Source organism: uncultured Flavobacterium sp., from assembly GCF_963975005.1.
Taxonomy (GTDB): Bacteria; Bacteroidota; Bacteroidia; order Flavobacteriales; family Flavobacteriaceae; genus Flavobacterium.
Genome location: NZ_CAXBFR010000006.1, coordinates 17,295 through 36,690, shown reverse-complemented (window position 1 = coordinate 36,690; position 19,396 = coordinate 17,295). Strand labels below are relative to the sequence as shown.

Below are 19,396 nucleotides of genomic sequence, written 5' to 3'. Positions count from 1 at the left end.
CCTTTTTTATATTTAATAGTTATTTATAGCGCTGGTTCGTGTATACCTTCTTTAATTTCTTCAATCATTTTTCGATTGAAAGCAGGTAAATCGTCTGGATTTCTACTAGTAATTAATCCTTTGTCTACAACAACTTTTTGGTCAAACCATTCTGCTCCTGCATTTATTAAATCTACTTTAATAGATGGGTATGAGGTCATTTTTCTACCTTCAACTACTTTTGCATTAATTAAGGTTTGTGGTCCGTGGCAAATTGATGCGACAGGTTTTCCTGCTTCAAAAAATGCTCTTACAAACTTCAAGGCATTTTCGTTAGTTCTTAAACTATCGGGATTGATTACACCACCTGGTAATAGTAAAGCATTATAATCCGCAGGATTTGCATCAGCTATATTTTTGTCTACAGGATATGATTTCCCCCAGTCAGTAGAAGCCCATGCTTTTATACTGTTTGATTCTGGACTGATAATTTCTGTTATCCAACCTTCTTTTTCTAAAGCTTCTTTTGGTGAGCTTAATTCTACTTCTTCAAATCCATTGGTAGCTAAAATTGCTATTCTCTTTTTCATAGTATTTTGTTTTTAAAGATTATTAATAATTATTTTGATAATAAACTAAGGATAAAAATCGATTTTCTTCTTATACTATTTTAGTAAATTGTTACAGAATAGTAAGGTTTGTTATAAATAAATAGCTAAGATGATTTCTTACTTCTTGTTGAGTGAATAAATTCCACCACCAAAAAGGACTATTGCTAATCCTATATAAAGAAATCCTCGCTCTTTTCCTGAATCATTTGAGGCATCAATTTCTAATCCTAAGACTTCAACTTCTGCGCTACTGTTTGATACCTTATTAATACCTAAATATCCAATATAAATTGCTCCAAGTATTAAGACTGCTCCGATTATTTTTCCGATTTTCATAGGGTTTAGTTTTTTAGATTTATAATTAGTGTAAATTTATTTACAAATTTATTTTCACGAATTATAAAGTATTTTGTATTGTTTACAGAATTACCATACATAAAAAAAAGGCCTTTCTTTCGAAAGACCTTTTAGGTTAATCAGAATTAATAACAACTTATTTAACAATGATTTTTTCAACCAAACCATCTTTAGTTTTAAGAAGATAAATTCCTTTTGGGTAATTCATTTCTAAACTTGATATATTTTCTTGTTCCGTAATTTTTCTTCCTGAAATATCGAAAAGACTTACTGAAACTTCTCTGTTAAAATAAACTATTCCATCTTTAACTGGATTTGGATAAACTACAAACGCATTTGATGAAGTAGTAAAATTTTCATTTGTTAAAACATCATTTGTAATTTCATAAACACTAATTGTGGCACTTACTTCATTCGCCATTACTACCAAACCTTTTGCAAGAGGACTGACAGCTGGAGCAATATAAATTATTCCTTCTGGAGCTAAATCTCCACCAACTGTTGCTATAGTTCTGTTGTTTTTATAGGAAACAAAAGTTGGAGCTAATGGGTTTGTAATATCGTAAGTCATTAATCCACCAGTTCTTTCTAAAGTAATGAATGCATAAGTAGCACCATTAATTGTTGCCACAGTAATTCCTTCTGGTTCTGGACCTTTATTGTCACTTCTGTTTTTTAAATTATTGTTGTCGTTACTTACATTGAATAAGGCTCCATAAGTAGGATCATTTGCAGTAATTTTTTCAAATTCATCACCACTGTCATAAACTATTTGTCCTGTAGTTGTATTCCAAATACTAAAAGAACGTGCTCCAAAAACATGAATTTCATCAAAATCACCATCATTATCAGTATCACCAGTTGCATTAGTAACTGTTAATCTTCCTAGATTAGAATTCATTTTAAGGATATCAGCATTAGGGAAAACGGTTGGATCTAAAATATATGAACTGCTACCAACTCGAACTTCTTCTGATAAACCGTTGTAATCTCTTGCATCACCCTCATTAGCAGTAACTAAATAAGTTGTTCCAGCAACTGTGTAATGAGCTATTGCATCGGGCATATACATTCCTTTAATAGGCCAATTTCCCATAAATATTGCTCCAAATTGATCAGAACTATCTAGTGTGTTTCCTGAAAGATTATGATCTTTTAATCCTAATGGACTAATAGCTGTAATTTGATTTGTAACTAAATTAATAGTAGCAATTGCATTGTTTTCTTGTAGAGAAACCCAAGCTGTTAATCCATCATCTGCTATGGTGATATATTCTGGTTCAACATCTTTAGAAACTGTTGCGTTAACTCCAAAAATACGAACACCACTAGCTCTTAAAGTTGCTAATTGACTATCAAAAGCATTAAAGTTTAAATTTGTTACATCCGATTGTTGAACATTGTTAAATCCACCAGTGACATTTATGATTGAAATACTTCCTTCTGGATCAATTGTGTAATCATCATTTGGTTGTCCTTCGTTAGCTGTTAATACTTTTGTGCCATCTGGAGTAAATGTAATCATATCTGGTAGTACGCCTACTTCAACGATTGAACCAATTGTTCCATTTGTATCCATGAAAACTACTTTTCCATTACCAAAATTAGCTCCTTCAATTGTTGCAGCAACAATGCCATTTTTAACAGTAATACTTGTTCCTCCTATTCCGTATGAAGATAAATCTATTGATTGGATTGGAGTTATTGCTGATGGATTTGAAAAATTTAATACTTCAATTTTAGCTGCGGTTGAATTCATTACAAACAAACGTTGCGTTGTTGGATCATGAGCTACAATTTCAGCCGAACCAGTTGCGTCCACTAAATAACTTGATAAATAGTTAATGTTTAATGCATTTGAAGCTGTTGGAGCATCAGTTTCATCATCTAAAATATAAAGTAAGCTTTGAGAAATTCCACTAAGATTAGCTCCAGTTGGATTTAAAAGCTTTAAAGCAAAATATGTATCTCCATTTGCAACTGCATCATTATTTAAAGTAATTGAAATAACTTGTGAAGTTGAATTAGCTGGAAAAGTTACGGTTTCATTCGTATAAACATATTCTGTTCCGTTTGTGGCTGTTCCTGAATTTAAAAGAATTGCAACATCAACAGTTACGACTGAAGTGGAAGCATTTGAAAGATTAATTGTAATTGAAGCAGTTCCATCATTTTCATTTACAATAGTAGTTTCAGTAGCAAAAGATAAATTTGAAGTAATAATAGGATTGAAAGTTCCAGGTGAAGCAAATACATCTAAACCAATTGATTGTCCAACTAAATTTGTTGCTGGTGCCCAATTTGTTCCGTCATTTAAATTACCATTTGGATTTAATAATTCTAAAGAAGGACCATTTCCATCAGGTGATAATGGCCAAGGAGTTGCATCATCATAATTAACTTGACTAATAATTACCCCTGTTGAATTTAAAATTTGAAGATTTTCACCTCCATTTCCTAAAGCATTACTAATTCCTTGAGGCAAATCAATAAAGGAAGCCCCATAAAAAGCATCTGCACTTGTTTTGTCAGTTGCAAGTAAAACAATACCATTGGCAGCAAGGTTTAATTCTTCAAATTCGAAAGTAAAGTTGCTCTCGTCTTTGACTTTAATTCCGCCTAAAGCAATAGTTGTATTTGAATTATTGTAAATTTCAATAAATTCTAATTGATTTGAATTTGCAGAAGGAGCATTATACATGATTTCAGAAATAAGTAATCCCGAAGTTAAAGCATTATAATACAAATTTGGACTAACGTAGGCAGGTGACAAAGTATTGTTTGCAGTATCTTGAATATTACTTACTGTTAATTGATAAGCACTTCCAGCGGTAAAACCTATATGAGTTAATGTGACAGAATTCAATGTAGCATTGTAAACAGCACTCGAAATCGTTAAGCTTGAAGCAAAAACATAATTTGCAATAGTTTCAGCTGTAGCTTGATTTAAACTTTCAGAAAAAATAATTTCAACTGAGTTTTGAGTCAATACATTTACAATAGCAACTGTTGGAGCAGAAGTATCGTTTGCAGAAATCACAAATTGAGTTGCATTAAATGGTAAATCTGGAGTTGTACCATTGTTGTGATCGTCAGCAGAAGTGTCTTCTGTTTGCCAATTAGCTAGATTGTTTAACTGAGATAAATATCCGTTAGCATCTAAACCAGTTCTAATACCGTTATAATTTGCCATATCAGCTCCTTCGGGTAAAGTAATAGCAGTAGTTCCTAAAGTTAAACCCGAATTTGTCAAATCTCCAAAACCTGTTGAAGAATTGGAAATTGCAGCAAGCATTGTTGAAACAGTTCTTGGAGAAGTGCCTAAAAAAGCAAACATAGCATCACTTGAACTAGAAAGTCCACCAGCGTTATTAACAGTAATACTTCCAATTGATGGAGTAATAGTTGCGCTTATATTGTTAATTGAAATAATAGTTCCTGCTGGAATAATTGTAGTGCCAGAAGACCATGTAAAATCTCCTTCGTCAGTACCAAAACTTGTTCCATTCCATTCAGAATCACAAAAAATGATAGTAGAATTAACTGGAATCTCTTTAAAAGTCACAAATGCGATATCATCGTCGCCATCTGCATTAAACCCAACAAATGCGATGTCTCCAGTTGTGGTTAACTGAGCTTGTACAAAGTAGGTTAGTAAACATAAAAGTAAAGTAAATTTAATTTTCATAAGATAAGTTTATTGTTGTTTGTACAAACTTACCTTATAAATGAGGTTGAAAGGGTTACCTCAAAATCATCAATTTATTTTTTTAACATTATTAAAATGTGTCTTAAAAATTAAGAAGTAAAGGAATTGTAAAATTGGGACTAACTATTCTTCTCTTCATTAAATTTACGAACAATAGCTTTTAATTTTTCAGCACGAGCCACTTTTTTAGCTTTTGCTTTGTCTTGTTCTTTGTGTAATTTATCGTTGTGTTTTTTGATGTTCTTTTCTGTATTTCTTCCCATAATTATAAATTTAAGGTGTTTTTTTTGTCAAGTTTTAAATATCCAATATGTTTTTGGTCTTCTACTTCAATAGCAGTTTTTGTGATTTTTAATTGAAACTTTGATTTGAATTCTTCTGATAAGATATCATTAATTCTGTAAATATCATCAACGTCAATTCCAAACTTGTCATCAATATGTGATGCTCCAGTGCCTTCAAATCCACAATGTTTAAAAAAAGTTGTTTTTTTACTGTTTTTAATGGCCGAAACTTTGCTTTTTGCAACGGTCAATACTTTGTAATGATATTCTTCAAATTCATTTTCTTTATAACCACCTAAATTTACAAAAAATAATTTTTCTATACTTTCAATAGATTGATTTCGTTCTACTACTTCTATAGAAAACCCATCAATACAAGTGACTTTTTGCCAAGCATCAATGTGAATTCGACCTTTGGCTTCGGGCCAAAATTGTTTCATATTCGGAATTAATTCAGTTAATGAGTTTCCTATTCCGAAAAAAATATCGTGTTGTTCCGTTACCCTTCCTTTAGGTCTGCAGCCCAACATTATCATATATAAATGATTCTTTTCTTTCATTTTTCAAAAGTACAAATTTTTGTTAAATAAAAAGTTTGGCACGGCAATTGAATAAGTATTAACATCGTTAATCAATTAAAAATAAATATCATGAAAAAAATTACTCTTATTTTAGCTTTTATCGGAATGATAACACTAAACAGTTGTACCGTTAATGATACACCACCAGCACAAGTTCAGCAAATAAATAACACTTACGTAAGTGAAGTTTTTGAAGTAACTACTTCTTTTGGACCAAATAATGATTTTAGTAAGTTGGTCACATTTAATCCAGCTATATATAATTCAGATACAGTTTTAGTTTACCATTTATATGATGTTGTTAATGGATCTGATGTTTGGAGAATAATGCCTCAAACCTATTATTTCGATGGCGGAGTAGAATTAGATTACAATTATGATTTTACAAGATATGATGTTAATCTTTTTTTAGATTCAAATGCTAACTTAGGTAGTTTTTCAACTGCTTGGACACAAAATCAAACCTTTAGATTGGTTGTAGTTCCAGGTTCATTTAAAATGGCAAATAAAGTTGATTACTCAGATTACAATGCTACAATAGAAATGTTAGGTTATAAAGAATCAAAAATTAAAAAGTTAGATTAAAATATTAAAAATAGTTTGTTAGTTTGGTTAGATTAGTTTGTTTTTAAAAGAGGTTGCTGAAAAGTAGCCTCTTTTTTATTTTTCATGTTTATCTCTGTATAATGAATAAGCTATTCCTGCTAATAATGAAAAGGCAATAAAACCTAAGGAAGCCCATTCAGGTAATTCAATATAATCATGAGCTAGCATTTTTATTCCCACAAAAGTTAGAATAGCAATTAAACTATATTCAAGATAACTGAATTTTTCTAACATATTAGCTAAAAAGAAATACATTGAGCGTAAGCCTAAAATTGCAAAAATATTAGAACTAAAAACTAAAAAGCCATCTGAAGTAATGGCTAAAATTGCAGGAACACTATCCATAGCAAAAAGAACATCCATTAATTCAATTACAATAAGCGCAACAAATAAAGGGGTAGCGAATAAAATTTTACGTTTTCTTACAAAAAAATGTTCTCCTTCCATGTGCATGGTAATTGGCATAACTTTTCTCAGACCTTTAAAAACAAAAGATTTTTTAGGATTAAAAACTTCTTCATCTTCTTTTTTAAATAACATTTTTGCTGCTGTAAAAATTAAAAATACACCAAAAACATAAACCATCCAACTGAATTTATTGATTAGCATTACACCAAAGTATATCATTAAGCCTCTAAAAATTATTGCGCCAAGAATTCCCCAAAACAAAACTCTATGTTGATATTTTTGTGGGATTTTAAACGATGAAAAGATTACAGCAATAACAAATATATTATCTACACTTAAAGAAAGTTCAATTAAATAACCCGTAATAAACTTCATGGAAGCTAATGTGGGTGTTATATTAGAAGGGTTATCAATAAAACCATTAGAGTAAATCCAGTAAATAACACCTGAAAATAAAAAGGATAAGGTTACCCAAATTGCTGTCCATATTCCAGCTTCTTTAGAGCTTATTATATGTGGTGTTTTATTAAAAATACCTAAGTCTAAGGCCAAGAAAAATATTATTGAAGCAATAAAAATAATCCAAACTATCATAATTTCTACCTATTTAAGGTACAAATATAGTGGATTACTTCTTTATTATTGAATTATCAATATTTTATTACCATTTTAATTTAACCCTAAAATTTTAGGGGCAAAAATATTTTTATTTGATTTTTTGCTTATATTTGCATTAAAATAACAGGGTATAACTTAAATTTTAAATAATTATGTCAACAATTCGTTTTAGAGCACTTGAGAAAGCTAATTCAAGAACACCAGTAAATGTAGAAGAATTAGATAAAAAATCAGTCATTTTTGGAAGCAATGTTTTTAATGATAAAACTATGCGTCAGTTTTTAACTTCTGAGGGTTATAAAGCTGTAAAAAGTGCTGTTCAACACGGAACAAAGATTGACAGAAAGTTAGCAGATTATATTGCATTAGGGATGAAAGAATGGGCGCTTTCTAAAGGAGTTACTCATTATACACATTGGTTTCAACCCTTAACAGGTGGAACTGCTGAAAAACATGACGCGTTCTTCGAAACATCTTTTGATGGTAGTGATCCTGTTGAAAAATTTGGAGGAGATCAATTGGTGCAACAAGAACCAGATGCATCTTCTTTTCCAAATGGAGGAATTAGAAACACATTTGAAGCAAGAGGTTATACAGCTTGGGATCCAACATCACCAGCATTTATTTATGGAACTACACTTTGTGTACCAACAGTTTTCGTTGCTTACACAGGAGAATCGTTAGATAACAAAGCCCCATTATTAAGAGCATTAAATGCAATTGATGATGCTGCGACAGAAGTAGCAAAGTATTTCGATAAAAACGTTAAAAAAGTAACACCAACTTTAGGTTGGGAACAAGAATATTTCCTTGTTGATAGAGCATTGGCTAATTCACGTCCTGATATTATGGCGACAGGTAGAACCTTATTAGGTCACACTGCAGCAAAAGGACAACAATTAGATGATCATTATTTCGGTTCAATTCCAACTCGTGTATTAAATTATATGAGAGATTTAGAAAACGAATGTATGCTGTTAGGAATTCCAGTTAAAACTAGACATAATGAAGTAGCTCCAAGTCAGTTTGAATTAGCTCCAATTTTTGAAGAAACTAACTTAGCGGTGGATCATAATTCATTATTAATGGATGTAATGCAAAAAGTTGCAGAACGTCATGAATATAAAGTGTTATTTCATGAAAAACCATACAAAGGAGTTAATGGATCAGGGAAACACAATAACTGGTCTTTAGCAACTGATACTGGAATTAATTTATTAGCTCCAGGAAAAACTCCAATGAGTAATCTTCAGTTCCTGACTTTCTTTATTAACACAATTAAGGCAGTTCATGATTATGAAGAATTATTAAGAGCTGCAATTGCTTCTGCAAGTAATGATCATAGATTAGGAGCTAATGAAGCACCACCAGCAATTATTTCGGTTTTTATCGGTGCTCAGTTAACAAAGGTTTTAGCAGAATTAGAGGGTGTAACTAATGGGAAATTATCACCAGAAGAAAAAACAGATTTAAAATTGAATGTAGTTGGTAAAATTCCAGATGTATTGTTAGATAATACAGACAGAAACAGAACATCACCATTTGCTTTTACAGGAAATAAATTTGAATTTAGAGCCGTTGGTTCAACTGCAAACTGTGCTACTTCGATGACTACATTGAATGCAATGGTAGCAAGACAATTAATGGATTTCAAAAAAGAAGTTGATTCTTTAATCAAGAAAAAAGATTTAAAGAAAGACGAAGCTATTTTTAATGTGTTGAGAGAATATATTAAAGGTACTAAAAAAATCCTTTTTGAAGGTGATGGTTATAGTGAGGCTTGGGAAATTGAAGCAAAAAAACGTGGATTAAGCAATCATAAAACAACACCAGAAGCATTAAAAGCTAAAGTTTCTAAAAAAGCAATGGATTTATTTGAAGGATTAAACATAATGAATCATGTTGAGGTTGAATCACGTTACGAAATTGAATTAGAAGAATATACTAAGAAAATTCAAATTGAAGGTAGAGTTTTAGGCGATATTGCTCGTAATCATGTAATTCCTACAGCTATTAAATACCAAAATACTTTAATAGAAAATGTTAGAGGTTTAAAAGAAATTTTCGGAAAAGAGTATGAAAAAGTAGCCAAAGAACAAATTTCAATGATTAAGGAAATTTCTGGACACATTGAAGGAATTAATATAAATGTTGAAAAAATGATTGATGAGCGTAAGGAAGCAAACAATTTAACTGATATGGAAAAAATGGCTGCTGCTTATTGCAATAAAGTTAAACCTTACTTTGAAGTTATTAGAGAACATGCTGATAAATTAGAGTTAATGGTAGATGATGAAATGTGGACTTTAACTAAATACAGAGAATTGTTGTTTTCAAAATAATTCTTTACAGATTTCAAAAAAAGGGTTTATTCTTAATTGAGTAAGCCCTTTTTTGCATATAAGCCTTATTTTTGATTAATATTTTAAATATTTAATATTTAGGAATAGCTCTTATTGCTAAAAAATCAACATTTTAACGATTGTTTTACTTGTTTCGTCGAAAATTTTAGGGTTTTAAGTAAAATAAATTTGGCGGTTTAAAAAATTATTTTACATTTGAACTCAATGAGCGAAAGTTATGCTTCTAACCTAAACTATTTTATAATAGTAGAGCATACTAAAAATTATACTTTTGTATAATTATGTAATTGTGTATCCCTGCAAGCACAAGATGTTTTTTATTTAAGAAAAATAATTCTTTTAAATTTTAAAAGTTTTTTCAGCCCCAAATATTGAAATTGTAACCAATTAAATATTTATATTATGAAAAACTTAATTTTAAGTGTGGCCTTTCTAGTGGCTACGGGAACTGCATTTGCTCAAGGCAACGTAAGTAGTGTTTCTCAAGATGGTACAACCAACCAGTCTAATGTGTTGCAAGTCGGTATGACTAACAATTCTGTTGTGAATCAATTAGGTTCTAACTCAGCTATTAGTGGTGAATCAAACGATTCCGATGTTAATCAAAACGGGGTTTCTAATGATTCGGATGTTAAACAAGACGGAGATTTTAATGAAGCAGATGTTATTCAATTAGGAGATAACAACGATGCTACAATCGATCAAGGTGTTGGTTTTGCAGAAAGCAACGAAGCTATTACTACACAAACAGGTGATGGTAATACCTCAATGCAAAAACAACGTTTTGATAACAACTATGCAACAACTACACAAACAGGTGATGGTAATGATGCTATTCAAGATCAAAGCTCAGGACCAAACTCTTCTCCAGGAAATCTAGCTTATATCACTCAATTAGGAGATGATAACATGGCTGACCAAAAACAAGTTGGTAGCTTAAATGATGCAATGATTTCTCAAGTAGGAACTAATCATTACGCAATTCAACGTCAAACTGGAAACAGTAATGATGCAAATGCTTACCAAGGTGATACAGACAACTGGTCAAGTCAAAAACAAACTGGAGATGGAAACTACGCTTTAGTTTTCCAAAATGACATTAGCAGTGGTGGATTTAACGTTGCAGAACAAATTCAAACAGGTGACACTAATTATGCAGTTATCGATCAAGGTTTAGGTTCAGTTACATCAAATAATGATGCATGGCAAAAACAAGTTGGGGATGACAACTATGCTTATGCAATTCAAAGAGGTGATAGTAATGTTTCTAGACAAAACCAACTTGGTGATGATAACAGTTCAAGTCATGATCAAAATGGTGATGATAACTATGCAAGATCAGTACAAACTGGTGATATGAATGGTTCTACTATCAATCAATTAGGTGACTTAAATGTTGCTAATACTTTCCAAACAGGTCAATTACATATGAGTACTGTAGGACAAATTGGTAATGGAAACGTTTCAACAGTTACACAATCTAACTAATTTTTAATACAAGATGAGATAGTTCTCTTTAGATGAACTATCTCATCTATATTATTTAAAAAAACCATATCATGAAATCAAAAATATACATAGTATTATTTGCAATCATTTTTACACAAGTTGGTTTTTCTCAAGAAAAAGATACTAATGGTGATTTTAAACAATATAGTTCTTCCCTTTTTGATTCAGAACAAAATTCTTTATTTGTAGTTTCTACTATGACGGATAAATTAAATCCAGTTCAATTAAACCAAAATAAAGTTAATATTCAACAAATTGGAGATTATAATGTAATAAATGCTACTGTCAATTCAGATAATTCAAATCTATTTATGACACAAAATGGGATCAATAATTCAATTGATTTAATTAAAAATACACCAGAATTAACTCAAAGTATTTCACAAATTGGAAATAATAATGCAATTAGTGATTTAACCTATTACACAAATTATAAAGTGAATATGGAAATGAATCAGATTGGAGATAACCAAAGTATTCAAAGTATAGGAACAAATTCCTTGTCAAAAGATATGAAAATTTCTCAAACAGGAAATGGTGCTTCAATAATTATAATTAATCAATAGAATGAAAAAATTAACTACATATTCATTACTTTTTGTTTTTTTATTTTTAGCAAATTTCACTTTTTATGGTCAAAATAAAGAAGTAGAAGTAAAAGCAAAAATTGTTCTTGAAGAAGTAGAAGGAAATATTAAAATTACAGGTACTGCTGAAAATTTAACGGACATTATTCAAAGTATGACTTATAAATTATCAGTAATAAAAAAGAATATTAAAACAGAAAATCGTTCAACAAATGCTCAAGAAGGTGTTTTTACTTTGGATGCAAATGAGAACAAAAACCTATCCACAACACAAATTAATAGAAGCAGTGAAGACGAAATAATTGTTCTATTACTTTTTTATGATGAAAACAATCAAATTGTTAGTAAAGATAGAGTCGTAATTAGCGACGAAAAAAAAAAGGATAAAGTAATCATTTTAGATGATGGAATTGAATTGTCAGGAATAGTAACTGACGAGACAAAAACCAAAATGGGAAAAGATTTTTATGATAATTTTTATTATTTATATAGAGATTATAATTTAAATGCAAAACAAATAGTCAAAGTAAATGAAGAATTAAGTTTTGGAAGAAATACTAAAATTGTAATTATGGTTGAAAATGACATAGTGTTTGAATTTTTGGCAAGGCCAGATGAAGAATTTTTAGAAGCAATGGCAAAAACTGCATTATATGAAACCTATCAGTTTTTAAAAAAATTAGAAAACGAAAAAAAATATATTACCCAGTATTAAATAAAAGCCTAAAATCATGAAGTTTTCAATCCTACTACTAACGGTGTTTTTTTCATTTTCAATGAATGCCCAAGATTTGGTTTATAAGCCAAAAAACCCTGCATTTGGTGGGGATACTTTCAATTATCAATGGCTGTTAAGTTCAGCTGAATCTCAAAATAAATTAAAGGACGATGGGATTGAAACGGATAAAAAAACAGAATTAGAAAAATTTATAGATAATTTAAATTCTCAACTTTTAAGTCAAGTTTCAAGATCACTATTTGCAGAGCAATTTGGAAATGATGGAATCTCAGAAGGCACATATACTTTTGGAAGCTTATCAATAGATGTTTATCCGTCAGATGGTGGATTAACCATAAGTATTTTAGATACTACTACCGGTGAACAAACACAAGTAATTATCCCAAATCCGTAAATTTATTTATGAAAAAACTTTACTATTTTTTTTTCGCCATTTATTTTTTATATGGTTGTAGTGCTTATTATAATCAACCTACAGGGATTGAAAGAGCCATTATTGGTGAAAGTACACCTGCGACTTCATTATTGAAAAATTTACCTAAACCTAAAGAACCTATTGTCATAGGAATTTATAAGTTTAGAGATCAAACAGGACAATATAAAGCTTCAGAAGTAGGAAGTACTTTTAGTACTGCAGTAACACAAGGAGCAACTTCTATATTAATTAAAGCCTTAGAAGATTCAAAATGGTTTGTTCCCATTGAACGCGAAAATATTGGAAACCTTTTACAAGAGCGAAATCTTATTCGTTCTACAAGACAAGAATATTCAAAAAACACAAACGAACCTCAATTAACACCACTATTATATGCCGGAGTTTTACTTGAAGGTGGAATTGTATCTTACGATTCTAATATAATTACAGGTGGATTTGGTGCACGCTACTTTGGTGCTGGTGGTTCTACAAAATACAGACAAGACAGGGTTACAATTTACCTTAGAATGATTTCAACATCCAATGGAAAAATATTGAAATCCGTTTATGTTTCAAAAACACTTTTTTCTCAAGCTATTGATCAAAGTTTTTTTAGATATGTAAAATTCAAAAGACTTTTAGAAGTCGAAACTGGATACACTACAAATGAACCTGTACAAATGGCCGTTACAGAAGCTATTGAAAAAGCTGTTGAATCTTTAGTTTTAGAAGGTATAAAAGATAAAATTTGGTCAGCAGATGCACCTCAAGCTGAAATTGACGAATTGATAAAAAAATACGATATAGCAGAATCTGTAGCCGATTCATCAGCAATTTACAACAGAAAATTAACTAAAAGAAGATCTGATTTTGCAATGGAATTAGATGGTGGTGTAACAAGAATTCAGGGAGATTATGCTAACCCACTTTTTAGACCATTTTTTAAAGGAAGTTTAAAGTATTTTTTTAACGAAAGTGTAAATTTATCCTTATCTGCTGGATGGAATAAATTAGATAATAAAAACCGAAAAAGCTTTCAATACCTAACCTTCGATGCTAATACTGAAATTCTATTTTTACCCAAAGACAAATTAACACCCTTTGTTTTTGGAGGTATAGGTTTCGCAACTACTAAAACTACCGACTATACACATTTTAAATTTCAATACGGACTTGGTTTAGAATATTTAGTCACGGATAGTTTTGGACTTAGACTTTTTGGAGAACATAATTTAGCTTTTAGTGACGATGTAGATTTTTTAATTGCAGGAAAAAGAGATGATTATTATTATCGATTTGGAGCTGGATTAACTTATTATTTTAAATAGCATTTAATATATAGAAACATGAAAAATAGTTATATAAAATTGAGCCTGTTCTTTTTACTACTTCTCTTTTCTTGTAGTGAAGATAGCATTGAAGAAATTCAGTTTGGAACCATTTCTGGTAGAGTAGTTGAATCTGGTACTTTTGAGCCTATTTCAAATGTAAAAGTATTTTCAAGTCCTAACTCTAGTATTGTTTTTACAGATGAAGACGGAAATTTTAGTATGATAGATGTTCCTATAGGAGATTATTCTTATCAAGCTAAAAAAGATGGTTTTATAACCAAGTTTGAAGCAGCAACAGTTACGGATGGTGCTAATACTGAATTGGTTTTCGAATTAGAATTGTCAACAAGTGACAATAAACCCCCTAATGCACCAGTTTTGGCTGCTCCGGCTGATAATGCTATAAATCAAAGCATTCAAGTTGATTTGAGTTGGACAGCTTCAGATCCAGAAGGTGATACTTTAGAATTTCAAGTCATATTAAAAAATGATGCAAATACTAACCAAGTAATCTATTCAAATATTTCAGCCACTACTTTTCAACTTACAGATTTGGTTTATGGAGTAAAATACTTCTGGCAAGTAACAGCTTCAGACGGAATTAATCAATTGGTTTATAGCACTGTAAGATCATTTACAACTGCTAATTTTCCAACAATGCGTTATTTATATGTAAAGAAAATTGGCCAAAATAATGTAATTTTTACTAGTGATGATGACGGAAATGAAATTCAATTGACTGATTCAGCAACCAACAGTTGGAGACCTAGAAAAAATAACCAATCTAATAAAATAGCTTTCATTCGTTCTAATGGAGCACAAAACCATATTTACACTATGAACCCAGATGGAACAGGTGTATTTAAGGTTACAAATTCCGTACCTATTGCTGGTTTTAATTCCGATTATGTTAATTTCTCTTGGAACACTAATGGAAGTCAAATTATCTATCCTAATTTTGATAGACTTTATAGAATTGGAAGTAATGGAAGTGGACTTACGCAATTATATCAAACACCAACCAGTAAATTAATTTCTGAATGTGATTGGAGTTTTGATGGAACAAAAATTGCATTAAAAACAAATAATCTTAATGGTTATAGTGCAGAAATTTATGTCATCAGTTCAAGTGGTGTGTTTTTAACACAAGTAATTACTCCTGTTTCTGGAGCAATAGGTGGATTGAATTTTTCTGTTTCAGGACAAAAAATACTTTTCACAAGAGATATTTCTGGTTTTGAAAATGCTAACTATAGACAATTAGATACTCGAATATTTCAACATGTTTTCTTAACAGCAACTACTTCAGAATTGCAGACTCAAAAACCAGCAGGAACAGTTGATTTAGATGTAAGGTATTCACCTAATGAAGCTGAAGTGATTTTTGTAAATACTTCTAATGACTTTTTGAGTACACGGTACATTCAAAAATATGAAATTGGAACTATTGATTCAAGAGAAACTCTTTTTACTGGAACAACTATGCCTGATTGGGAATAATTTCAGCTGGATTTACACACTAAAAAAATAGATTAAAACGTTTTCAATTAAAATACTTTTATGCGATTATTTCTGATTCTTTTTGTGACGATTTGTTTCAGTCAAAACAAACAAAGTTTTTATTTTGACTTTAATAAAAGTAGCTTTACTATTAATCAAGAAAATAATTTTCAAAAGTGGATTTCTGAAAATCCAGCGATTGAAGTTCTTAAAGTAGAAGGTTATTGTGATACTGTTGGAAGCAATGCATACAATATAAAGTTAGCTAAAAAACGAATTAATTTTGTTTTAGATAAACTAAAAATCCAAAAAGTAGTTTCAAAAATTCAACTTAAACCCTTTGGGGAAGATTTTGAGCAAGATGCTAAACAGGATTTAAATAGGAGAGTTGATGTTTATTTTAAAAATAAAGAAATTGGTTTAGACGAATTTCTTTCAACAAATGCATCTGGAAAATCAATTGTACTGAAAAGTTTGAATTTTTATAATAATTCTGGAACAGTGTTACCAGATTCTAAACCTGTTTTAGAAGAATTATTGACCACAATGAATAAATATCCTAAACTTAAAATCGAAATTCAAGGTCATATTTGTTGTCAATCATTACATGAAGCTGATAAAATTGAAGACATTGCAAAAGTTAGAGCTTTAGCAGTTTATGTATATTTAATTAATAATGGAATTAAAGAAGATAGATTAAGCTACAGGAGTTTTAAAAGTAGGAAACCAATCTATCCAATTCCAGAAAAGACAGAAGAACAACGAATCGCCAACAGAAGAGTTGAAATTATGATTCTCGATAATTAATTACGGCACGTTTTTTTATGTAATAAAATTGTTGTTACTTAGTTTTCTTAACTTAAAACCTTAAAATGAAGTCTTTCTTATCCATTTTTCTTTTCTTTTTTATAGCGAATACTTTTGCTCAAGAACAATTTGCTGTTTATTTTAACAGTGATAAATTCGAATTAACTAAAGCTGAAAATAAAAAGCTAGAAGCATGGATGACTCTTCATACCAAAGATAAAATTGTTGCCATAAATGGTTACACTGATGAAGACGGAAGCAGTGGTTATAATGATACATTATCCAAAAAAAGAGTGAATCATATCTTTACAATTATTAAAGAAAAAATTCCGTTTAGAGAAGATTTTGAAAGTAGAAGTTATGGCGAAAACTTTGATCAATCTAAGAATAAAGCCGAAAATAGAAAAGTAACGATTTACTACATCGAAGAAAAAGATTTAGCACGTGAAAACGAAATATTAGGTATAGAAGAAGAAGTTGAAATTATCGTTGACTCTACTTTTGTGCTAGATGAAATTATAGGAGATGATGCTCCTTTGGAAGAGCGCATTGCTAAAACTAAAGAAGGTAAAACGTTAATCTTAAAAGATATTAATTTTTATCACAATACGTTTGGAGTTATGAATGAATCTAGACCAATTTTATATGATTTATTTAGAATTATGGAAAATAATCCAAGATTAGAAATTCAAATTCAAGGTCATGTTTGCTGCAATGCAGATGTGACCGATTCTCGTTCAATTATGTTATCAAGAGAAAGAGCAAAAGCCATTAAACAATTTTTAGTATATCAAGGGATTAGAGCAGTTAGAGTCAGTTTTCAAGGTTTTGGAAGTTCGATGCCTTTGTATCCAATTCCTGAACAAAATGAAGAGGAACGTGTTGCCAATAGAAGAGTGGAGATTTTAATTGTAAAGAAATGATTTTGAGTTTTTTATTTATTTAAACTTTAATATGAAATCAACATTATTTATTTTAATTGCATTTATTTTATTCTCTTGTGAAAAAACTGAGCCTTGTCAAGATGCTTCAACTGGGCCACCTTATTTTTTTGTTGAGATTGTCGACTCAGCTACAAATGAAAATATTTTTACAAACGGAACTTATACAGAAAATCAATTATCAGTTTCAACTGCTCCTGCAACAAATACTAATTCGTATTTTTTTATTGCTGAGGATAATGCAAATATTATTCAAATTACTCCTTCTTGGTCTGAAGGGACATTTACCACAACGATTTCATTGCATAACCAAATTTCAATTTTAATTGTTTCTGAGATTTATAAAAGTGAAACAAGGTGTAATACTAATTATTTTCTAAAGAGTGTATCTATAGAAGGTTTTGATTATGAATTCGTAACTGAAAATGGTTTTTATAGAATAAAGATTGATTGATGATTTGTGAATTTGCGGTTTTTTTTAAAACATATAAGTCATTTAAGTTTTTTACTGACATCTTTGCTTTGTGAACTATGCGAAAAACTTTGCCTCTTTGCGTTACAATTAAAACATAACCTCAAACTTGTCAAGCTGAAGTTGATGCAGTTTCTCTTTTTCACCACAAAGAATTTTTCAATCTTTCATTTTTTTTTAACCACATAGGCAAATAGACTTTGTTTGTATCGTAGATGCTTCACTTTTCATAGTTTACATAGATTGATTGATAATCTGTGTTCTAATTTTATTGATTTCTCCAATTTCTTAAATCCGCGTTCCGAAAATCCGAACATCTGAATATCCAAAATTAGATTATCCTTAATCATTTTTATATCTTTGCTCATCAACAACACAACATACAAGAATATGAGTTCTGATTCAAGTCAACGTTACAATCTTCGTGGAGTTTCTGCTGCTAAAGAAGATGTTCACAATGCCATTAAAAACATAGATAAAGGGCTTTTTCCTAAAGCTTTTTGTAAAATTATTCCTGATTATTTAACTAATGATGATGCTTATTGTATCATTATGCATGCTGATGGAGCTGGTACAAAGTCTTCTTTGGCTTATATGTATTGGAAAGAAACTGGTGATGTTTCAGTTTGGAAAGGTATTGCGCAGGATGCATTGATTATGAATATAGATGATTTATTATGTGTGGGTGCAACGGATAACATTTTACTTTCTTCAACGATTGGTCGTAATAAGAATTTGATTCCTGCTGAGGTTTTGTCGGCTATTATTAATGGTACGGAAGAATTGCTTGCTGAACTAAAAACATTTGGTGTTACGATTCATTCTACGGGTGGAGAGACTGCTGATGTTGGGGATTTAGTTAGAACTATTATTGTGGATTCTACTGTTACGGCTCGTATGAAGCGTGCTGATGTAATTGACAATGCGAATATAAAACCAGGAAATGTAATCGTTGGATTATCGAGTTCTGGACAAGCTACTTATGAAAAAGGTTATAATGGTGGAATGGGAAGCAATGGTTTGACTTCTGCTCGTCATGATGTGTTTCATAAATATTTGGCTGAGAAGTATCCTGAGAGTTTTGATGCTTCTGTACCTGGTGAATTGGTTTATTCTGGTCAAGTTAAGTTGACGGATGAGGTTGAAGATAGTCCTATTGACGCTGGTCAATTGGTGCTTTCTCCTACTAGAACTTATGCTCCAATAATTAAGAAGATTTTAGATACTTATACTCCTAAAGAAATTTGTGGAATGGTACATTGTAGTGGTGGAGCGCAAACAAAAGTGCTACATTTTGTAGATGATGTACATGTAATTAAAGATAATTTATTTCCAGTTCCTCCTTTATTTAAATTGATACAAGAACAATCTAAAACGGATTGGAAAGAAATGTATCAGGTGTTTAATTGTGGACACCGAATGGAACTTTATGTTGATGAAGCTATTGCTAATGACATCATCGAAATCTCAAAATCATTTGGGGTTGAAGCTCAAATTGTGGGTAGGGTAGAAGAAAGTCCTACTAAGAGGTTGACGATTACCAGTGAATACGGAACATTCAAATATTAAAATAAAAAAC

Annotated in this window: 18 protein-coding genes; 12 read left to right on the top strand and 6 right to left on the bottom strand. The window is 30.6% G+C overall.

Features of this window, described 5'->3' with window-relative positions; genetic code table 11:
• Positions 1-23 precede the first annotated feature (23 nt).
• The 5 genes from AACZ53_RS01600 to AACZ53_RS01580 form a co-directional block, all read right to left on the bottom strand.
• Positions 24-569, bottom strand: coding sequence for a type 1 glutamine amidotransferase domain-containing protein (locus tag AACZ53_RS01600; RefSeq protein ID WP_339833980.1), 546 nt, complete (start codon positions 567-569; stop codon positions 24-26).
• Positions 570-707: 138 nt separating this feature from the next.
• Positions 708-926, bottom strand: coding sequence for a hypothetical protein (locus AACZ53_RS01595; protein WP_339833978.1), 219 nt, complete (start codon positions 924-926; stop codon positions 708-710).
• 157 nt (positions 927-1,083) lie between these two features.
• A complete protein-coding gene (locus tag AACZ53_RS01590) occupies positions 1,084-4,635 on the bottom strand; it encodes a choice-of-anchor I family protein (RefSeq protein ID WP_339833975.1) in 3,552 nt (1,183 codons plus the stop codon).
• A 140-nt stretch (positions 4,636-4,775) separates the two neighbouring features.
• Positions 4,776-4,919 carry a hypothetical protein gene (locus AACZ53_RS01585; RefSeq protein ID WP_157496475.1) on the bottom strand — a complete coding sequence of 48 codons (144 nt, stop codon included), beginning with the start codon at positions 4,917-4,919 and terminating at the stop codon, positions 4,776-4,778.
• A 2-nt stretch (positions 4,920-4,921) separates the two neighbouring features.
• Complete coding sequence (locus AACZ53_RS01580; RefSeq protein WP_339833967.1) at positions 4,922-5,500, bottom strand: DUF1543 domain-containing protein; 579 nt, start codon at positions 5,498-5,500, stop codon at positions 4,922-4,924.
• A 90-nt stretch (positions 5,501-5,590) separates the two neighbouring features.
• Here AACZ53_RS01580 and AACZ53_RS01575 point away from each other — a divergent pair, with 90 nt between their 5' ends.
• Positions 5,591-6,106, top strand: coding sequence for a hypothetical protein (locus AACZ53_RS01575; RefSeq protein ID WP_026716104.1), 516 nt, complete (start codon positions 5,591-5,593; stop codon positions 6,104-6,106).
• Between the two features lie 75 nt (positions 6,107-6,181).
• On the opposite strand, the gene AACZ53_RS01570 is transcribed toward AACZ53_RS01575, so the two are convergent.
• Entirely contained in the window at positions 6,182-7,129 is a 948-nt protein-coding gene (locus AACZ53_RS01570; RefSeq protein ID WP_339833960.1) for a TerC family protein, read from the bottom strand.
• Positions 7,130-7,305: 176 nt separating this feature from the next.
• On the opposite strand from AACZ53_RS01570, the gene AACZ53_RS01565 reads away from it, so the two are divergent.
• The 11 genes from AACZ53_RS01565 to AACZ53_RS01515 all read left to right on the top strand — a co-directional run bounded on the left by AACZ53_RS01565 (position 7,306) and on the right by AACZ53_RS01515 (position 19,386).
• Positions 7,306-9,495 carry a glutamine synthetase III gene (locus tag AACZ53_RS01565; RefSeq protein WP_339833958.1) on the top strand — a complete coding sequence of 730 codons (2,190 nt, stop codon included), beginning with the start codon at positions 7,306-7,308 and terminating at the stop codon, positions 9,493-9,495.
• Positions 9,496-9,918: 423 nt separating this feature from the next.
• Positions 9,919-11,004: a hypothetical protein gene (locus tag AACZ53_RS01560; RefSeq protein WP_339833955.1), complete on the top strand. Its 1,086-nt coding sequence runs from the start codon at positions 9,919-9,921 to the stop codon at positions 11,002-11,004.
• Positions 11,005-11,075: 71 nt separating this feature from the next.
• Complete coding sequence (locus AACZ53_RS01555) at positions 11,076-11,591, top strand: hypothetical protein (protein WP_339833952.1); 516 nt, start codon at positions 11,076-11,078, stop codon at positions 11,589-11,591.
• A gap of 1 nt (position 11,592) precedes the next feature.
• The gene (locus AACZ53_RS01550; RefSeq protein WP_339833949.1) at positions 11,593-12,327 is read left to right on the top strand and encodes a CsgE family curli-type amyloid fiber assembly protein; all 735 of its coding nucleotides are present in this window, start codon (positions 11,593-11,595) and stop codon (positions 12,325-12,327) included.
• Positions 12,328-12,343: 16 nt separating this feature from the next.
• Complete coding sequence (locus AACZ53_RS01545; RefSeq protein ID WP_339833946.1) at positions 12,344-12,745, top strand: curli production assembly/transport component CsgF; 402 nt, start codon at positions 12,344-12,346, stop codon at positions 12,743-12,745.
• A gap of 8 nt (positions 12,746-12,753) precedes the next feature.
• A complete protein-coding gene (locus AACZ53_RS01540; protein WP_339833943.1) occupies positions 12,754-14,094 on the top strand; it encodes a CsgG/HfaB family protein in 1,341 nt (446 codons plus the stop codon).
• Between the two features lie 18 nt (positions 14,095-14,112).
• The gene (locus AACZ53_RS01535) at positions 14,113-15,597 is read left to right on the top strand and encodes a carboxypeptidase regulatory-like domain-containing protein (RefSeq protein ID WP_339833940.1); all 1,485 of its coding nucleotides are present in this window, start codon (positions 14,113-14,115) and stop codon (positions 15,595-15,597) included.
• Between the two features lie 60 nt (positions 15,598-15,657).
• Positions 15,658-16,404: an OmpA family protein gene (locus AACZ53_RS01530; protein WP_339833937.1), complete on the top strand. Its 747-nt coding sequence runs from the start codon at positions 15,658-15,660 to the stop codon at positions 16,402-16,404.
• 65 nt (positions 16,405-16,469) lie between these two features.
• Complete coding sequence (locus AACZ53_RS01525; RefSeq protein WP_339833934.1) at positions 16,470-17,327, top strand: OmpA family protein; 858 nt, start codon at positions 16,470-16,472, stop codon at positions 17,325-17,327.
• Positions 17,328-17,358: 31 nt separating this feature from the next.
• On the top strand, positions 17,359-17,799 hold the full coding sequence (locus AACZ53_RS01520) for a hypothetical protein (protein ID WP_339833931.1): 441 nt from the start codon (positions 17,359-17,361) through the stop codon (positions 17,797-17,799).
• Positions 17,800-18,207: 408 nt separating this feature from the next.
• Positions 18,208-19,386: an AIR synthase related protein gene (locus AACZ53_RS01515; protein WP_339833929.1), complete on the top strand. Its 1,179-nt coding sequence runs from the start codon at positions 18,208-18,210 to the stop codon at positions 19,384-19,386.
• Positions 19,387-19,396 lie beyond the last annotated feature (10 nt).

Bases quoted from the DNA above. Each gene is read 5' to 3' on its own strand.
- AACZ53_RS01570 (WP_339833960.1), bottom strand. From the start codon at position 7,129: ATGATAGTTTGGATTATTTTTATTGCTTCAATAATATTTTTCTTGGCC.
- AACZ53_RS01525 (WP_339833934.1), top strand. From the start codon at position 16,470: ATGAAGTCTTTCTTATCCATTTTTCTTTTCTTTTTTATAGCGAATACT.
- AACZ53_RS01545 (WP_339833946.1), top strand. From the start codon at position 12,344: ATGAAGTTTTCAATCCTACTACTAACGGTGTTTTTTTCATTTTCAATG.
- AACZ53_RS01515 (WP_339833929.1), top strand. From the start codon at position 18,208: ATGAGTTCTGATTCAAGTCAACGTTACAATCTTCGTGGAGTTTCTGCT.
- AACZ53_RS01550 (WP_339833949.1), top strand. From the start codon at position 11,593: ATGAAAAAATTAACTACATATTCATTACTTTTTGTTTTTTTATTTTTA.
- AACZ53_RS01590 (WP_339833975.1), bottom strand. From the start codon at position 4,635: ATGAAAATTAAATTTACTTTACTTTTATGTTTACTAACCTACTTTGTA.
- AACZ53_RS01520 (WP_339833931.1), top strand. From the start codon at position 17,359: ATGAAATCAACATTATTTATTTTAATTGCATTTATTTTATTCTCTTGT.
- AACZ53_RS01565 (WP_339833958.1), top strand. From the start codon at position 7,306: ATGTCAACAATTCGTTTTAGAGCACTTGAGAAAGCTAATTCAAGAACA.
- AACZ53_RS01560 (WP_339833955.1), top strand. From the start codon at position 9,919: ATGAAAAACTTAATTTTAAGTGTGGCCTTTCTAGTGGCTACGGGAACT.
- AACZ53_RS01595 (WP_339833978.1), bottom strand. From the start codon at position 926: ATGAAAATCGGAAAAATAATCGGAGCAGTCTTAATACTTGGAGCAATT.
- AACZ53_RS01555 (WP_339833952.1), top strand. From the start codon at position 11,076: ATGAAATCAAAAATATACATAGTATTATTTGCAATCATTTTTACACAA.
- AACZ53_RS01535 (WP_339833940.1), top strand. From the start codon at position 14,113: ATGAAAAATAGTTATATAAAATTGAGCCTGTTCTTTTTACTACTTCTC.
- AACZ53_RS01585 (WP_157496475.1), bottom strand. From the start codon at position 4,919: ATGGGAAGAAATACAGAAAAGAACATCAAAAAACACAACGATAAATTA.
- AACZ53_RS01580 (WP_339833967.1), bottom strand. From the start codon at position 5,500: ATGAAAGAAAAGAATCATTTATATATGATAATGTTGGGCTGCAGACCT.
- AACZ53_RS01530 (WP_339833937.1), top strand. From the start codon at position 15,658: ATGCGATTATTTCTGATTCTTTTTGTGACGATTTGTTTCAGTCAAAAC.
- AACZ53_RS01575 (WP_026716104.1), top strand. From the start codon at position 5,591: ATGAAAAAAATTACTCTTATTTTAGCTTTTATCGGAATGATAACACTA.
- AACZ53_RS01540 (WP_339833943.1), top strand. From the start codon at position 12,754: ATGAAAAAACTTTACTATTTTTTTTTCGCCATTTATTTTTTATATGGT.
- AACZ53_RS01600 (WP_339833980.1), bottom strand. From the start codon at position 569: ATGAAAAAGAGAATAGCAATTTTAGCTACCAATGGATTTGAAGAAGTA.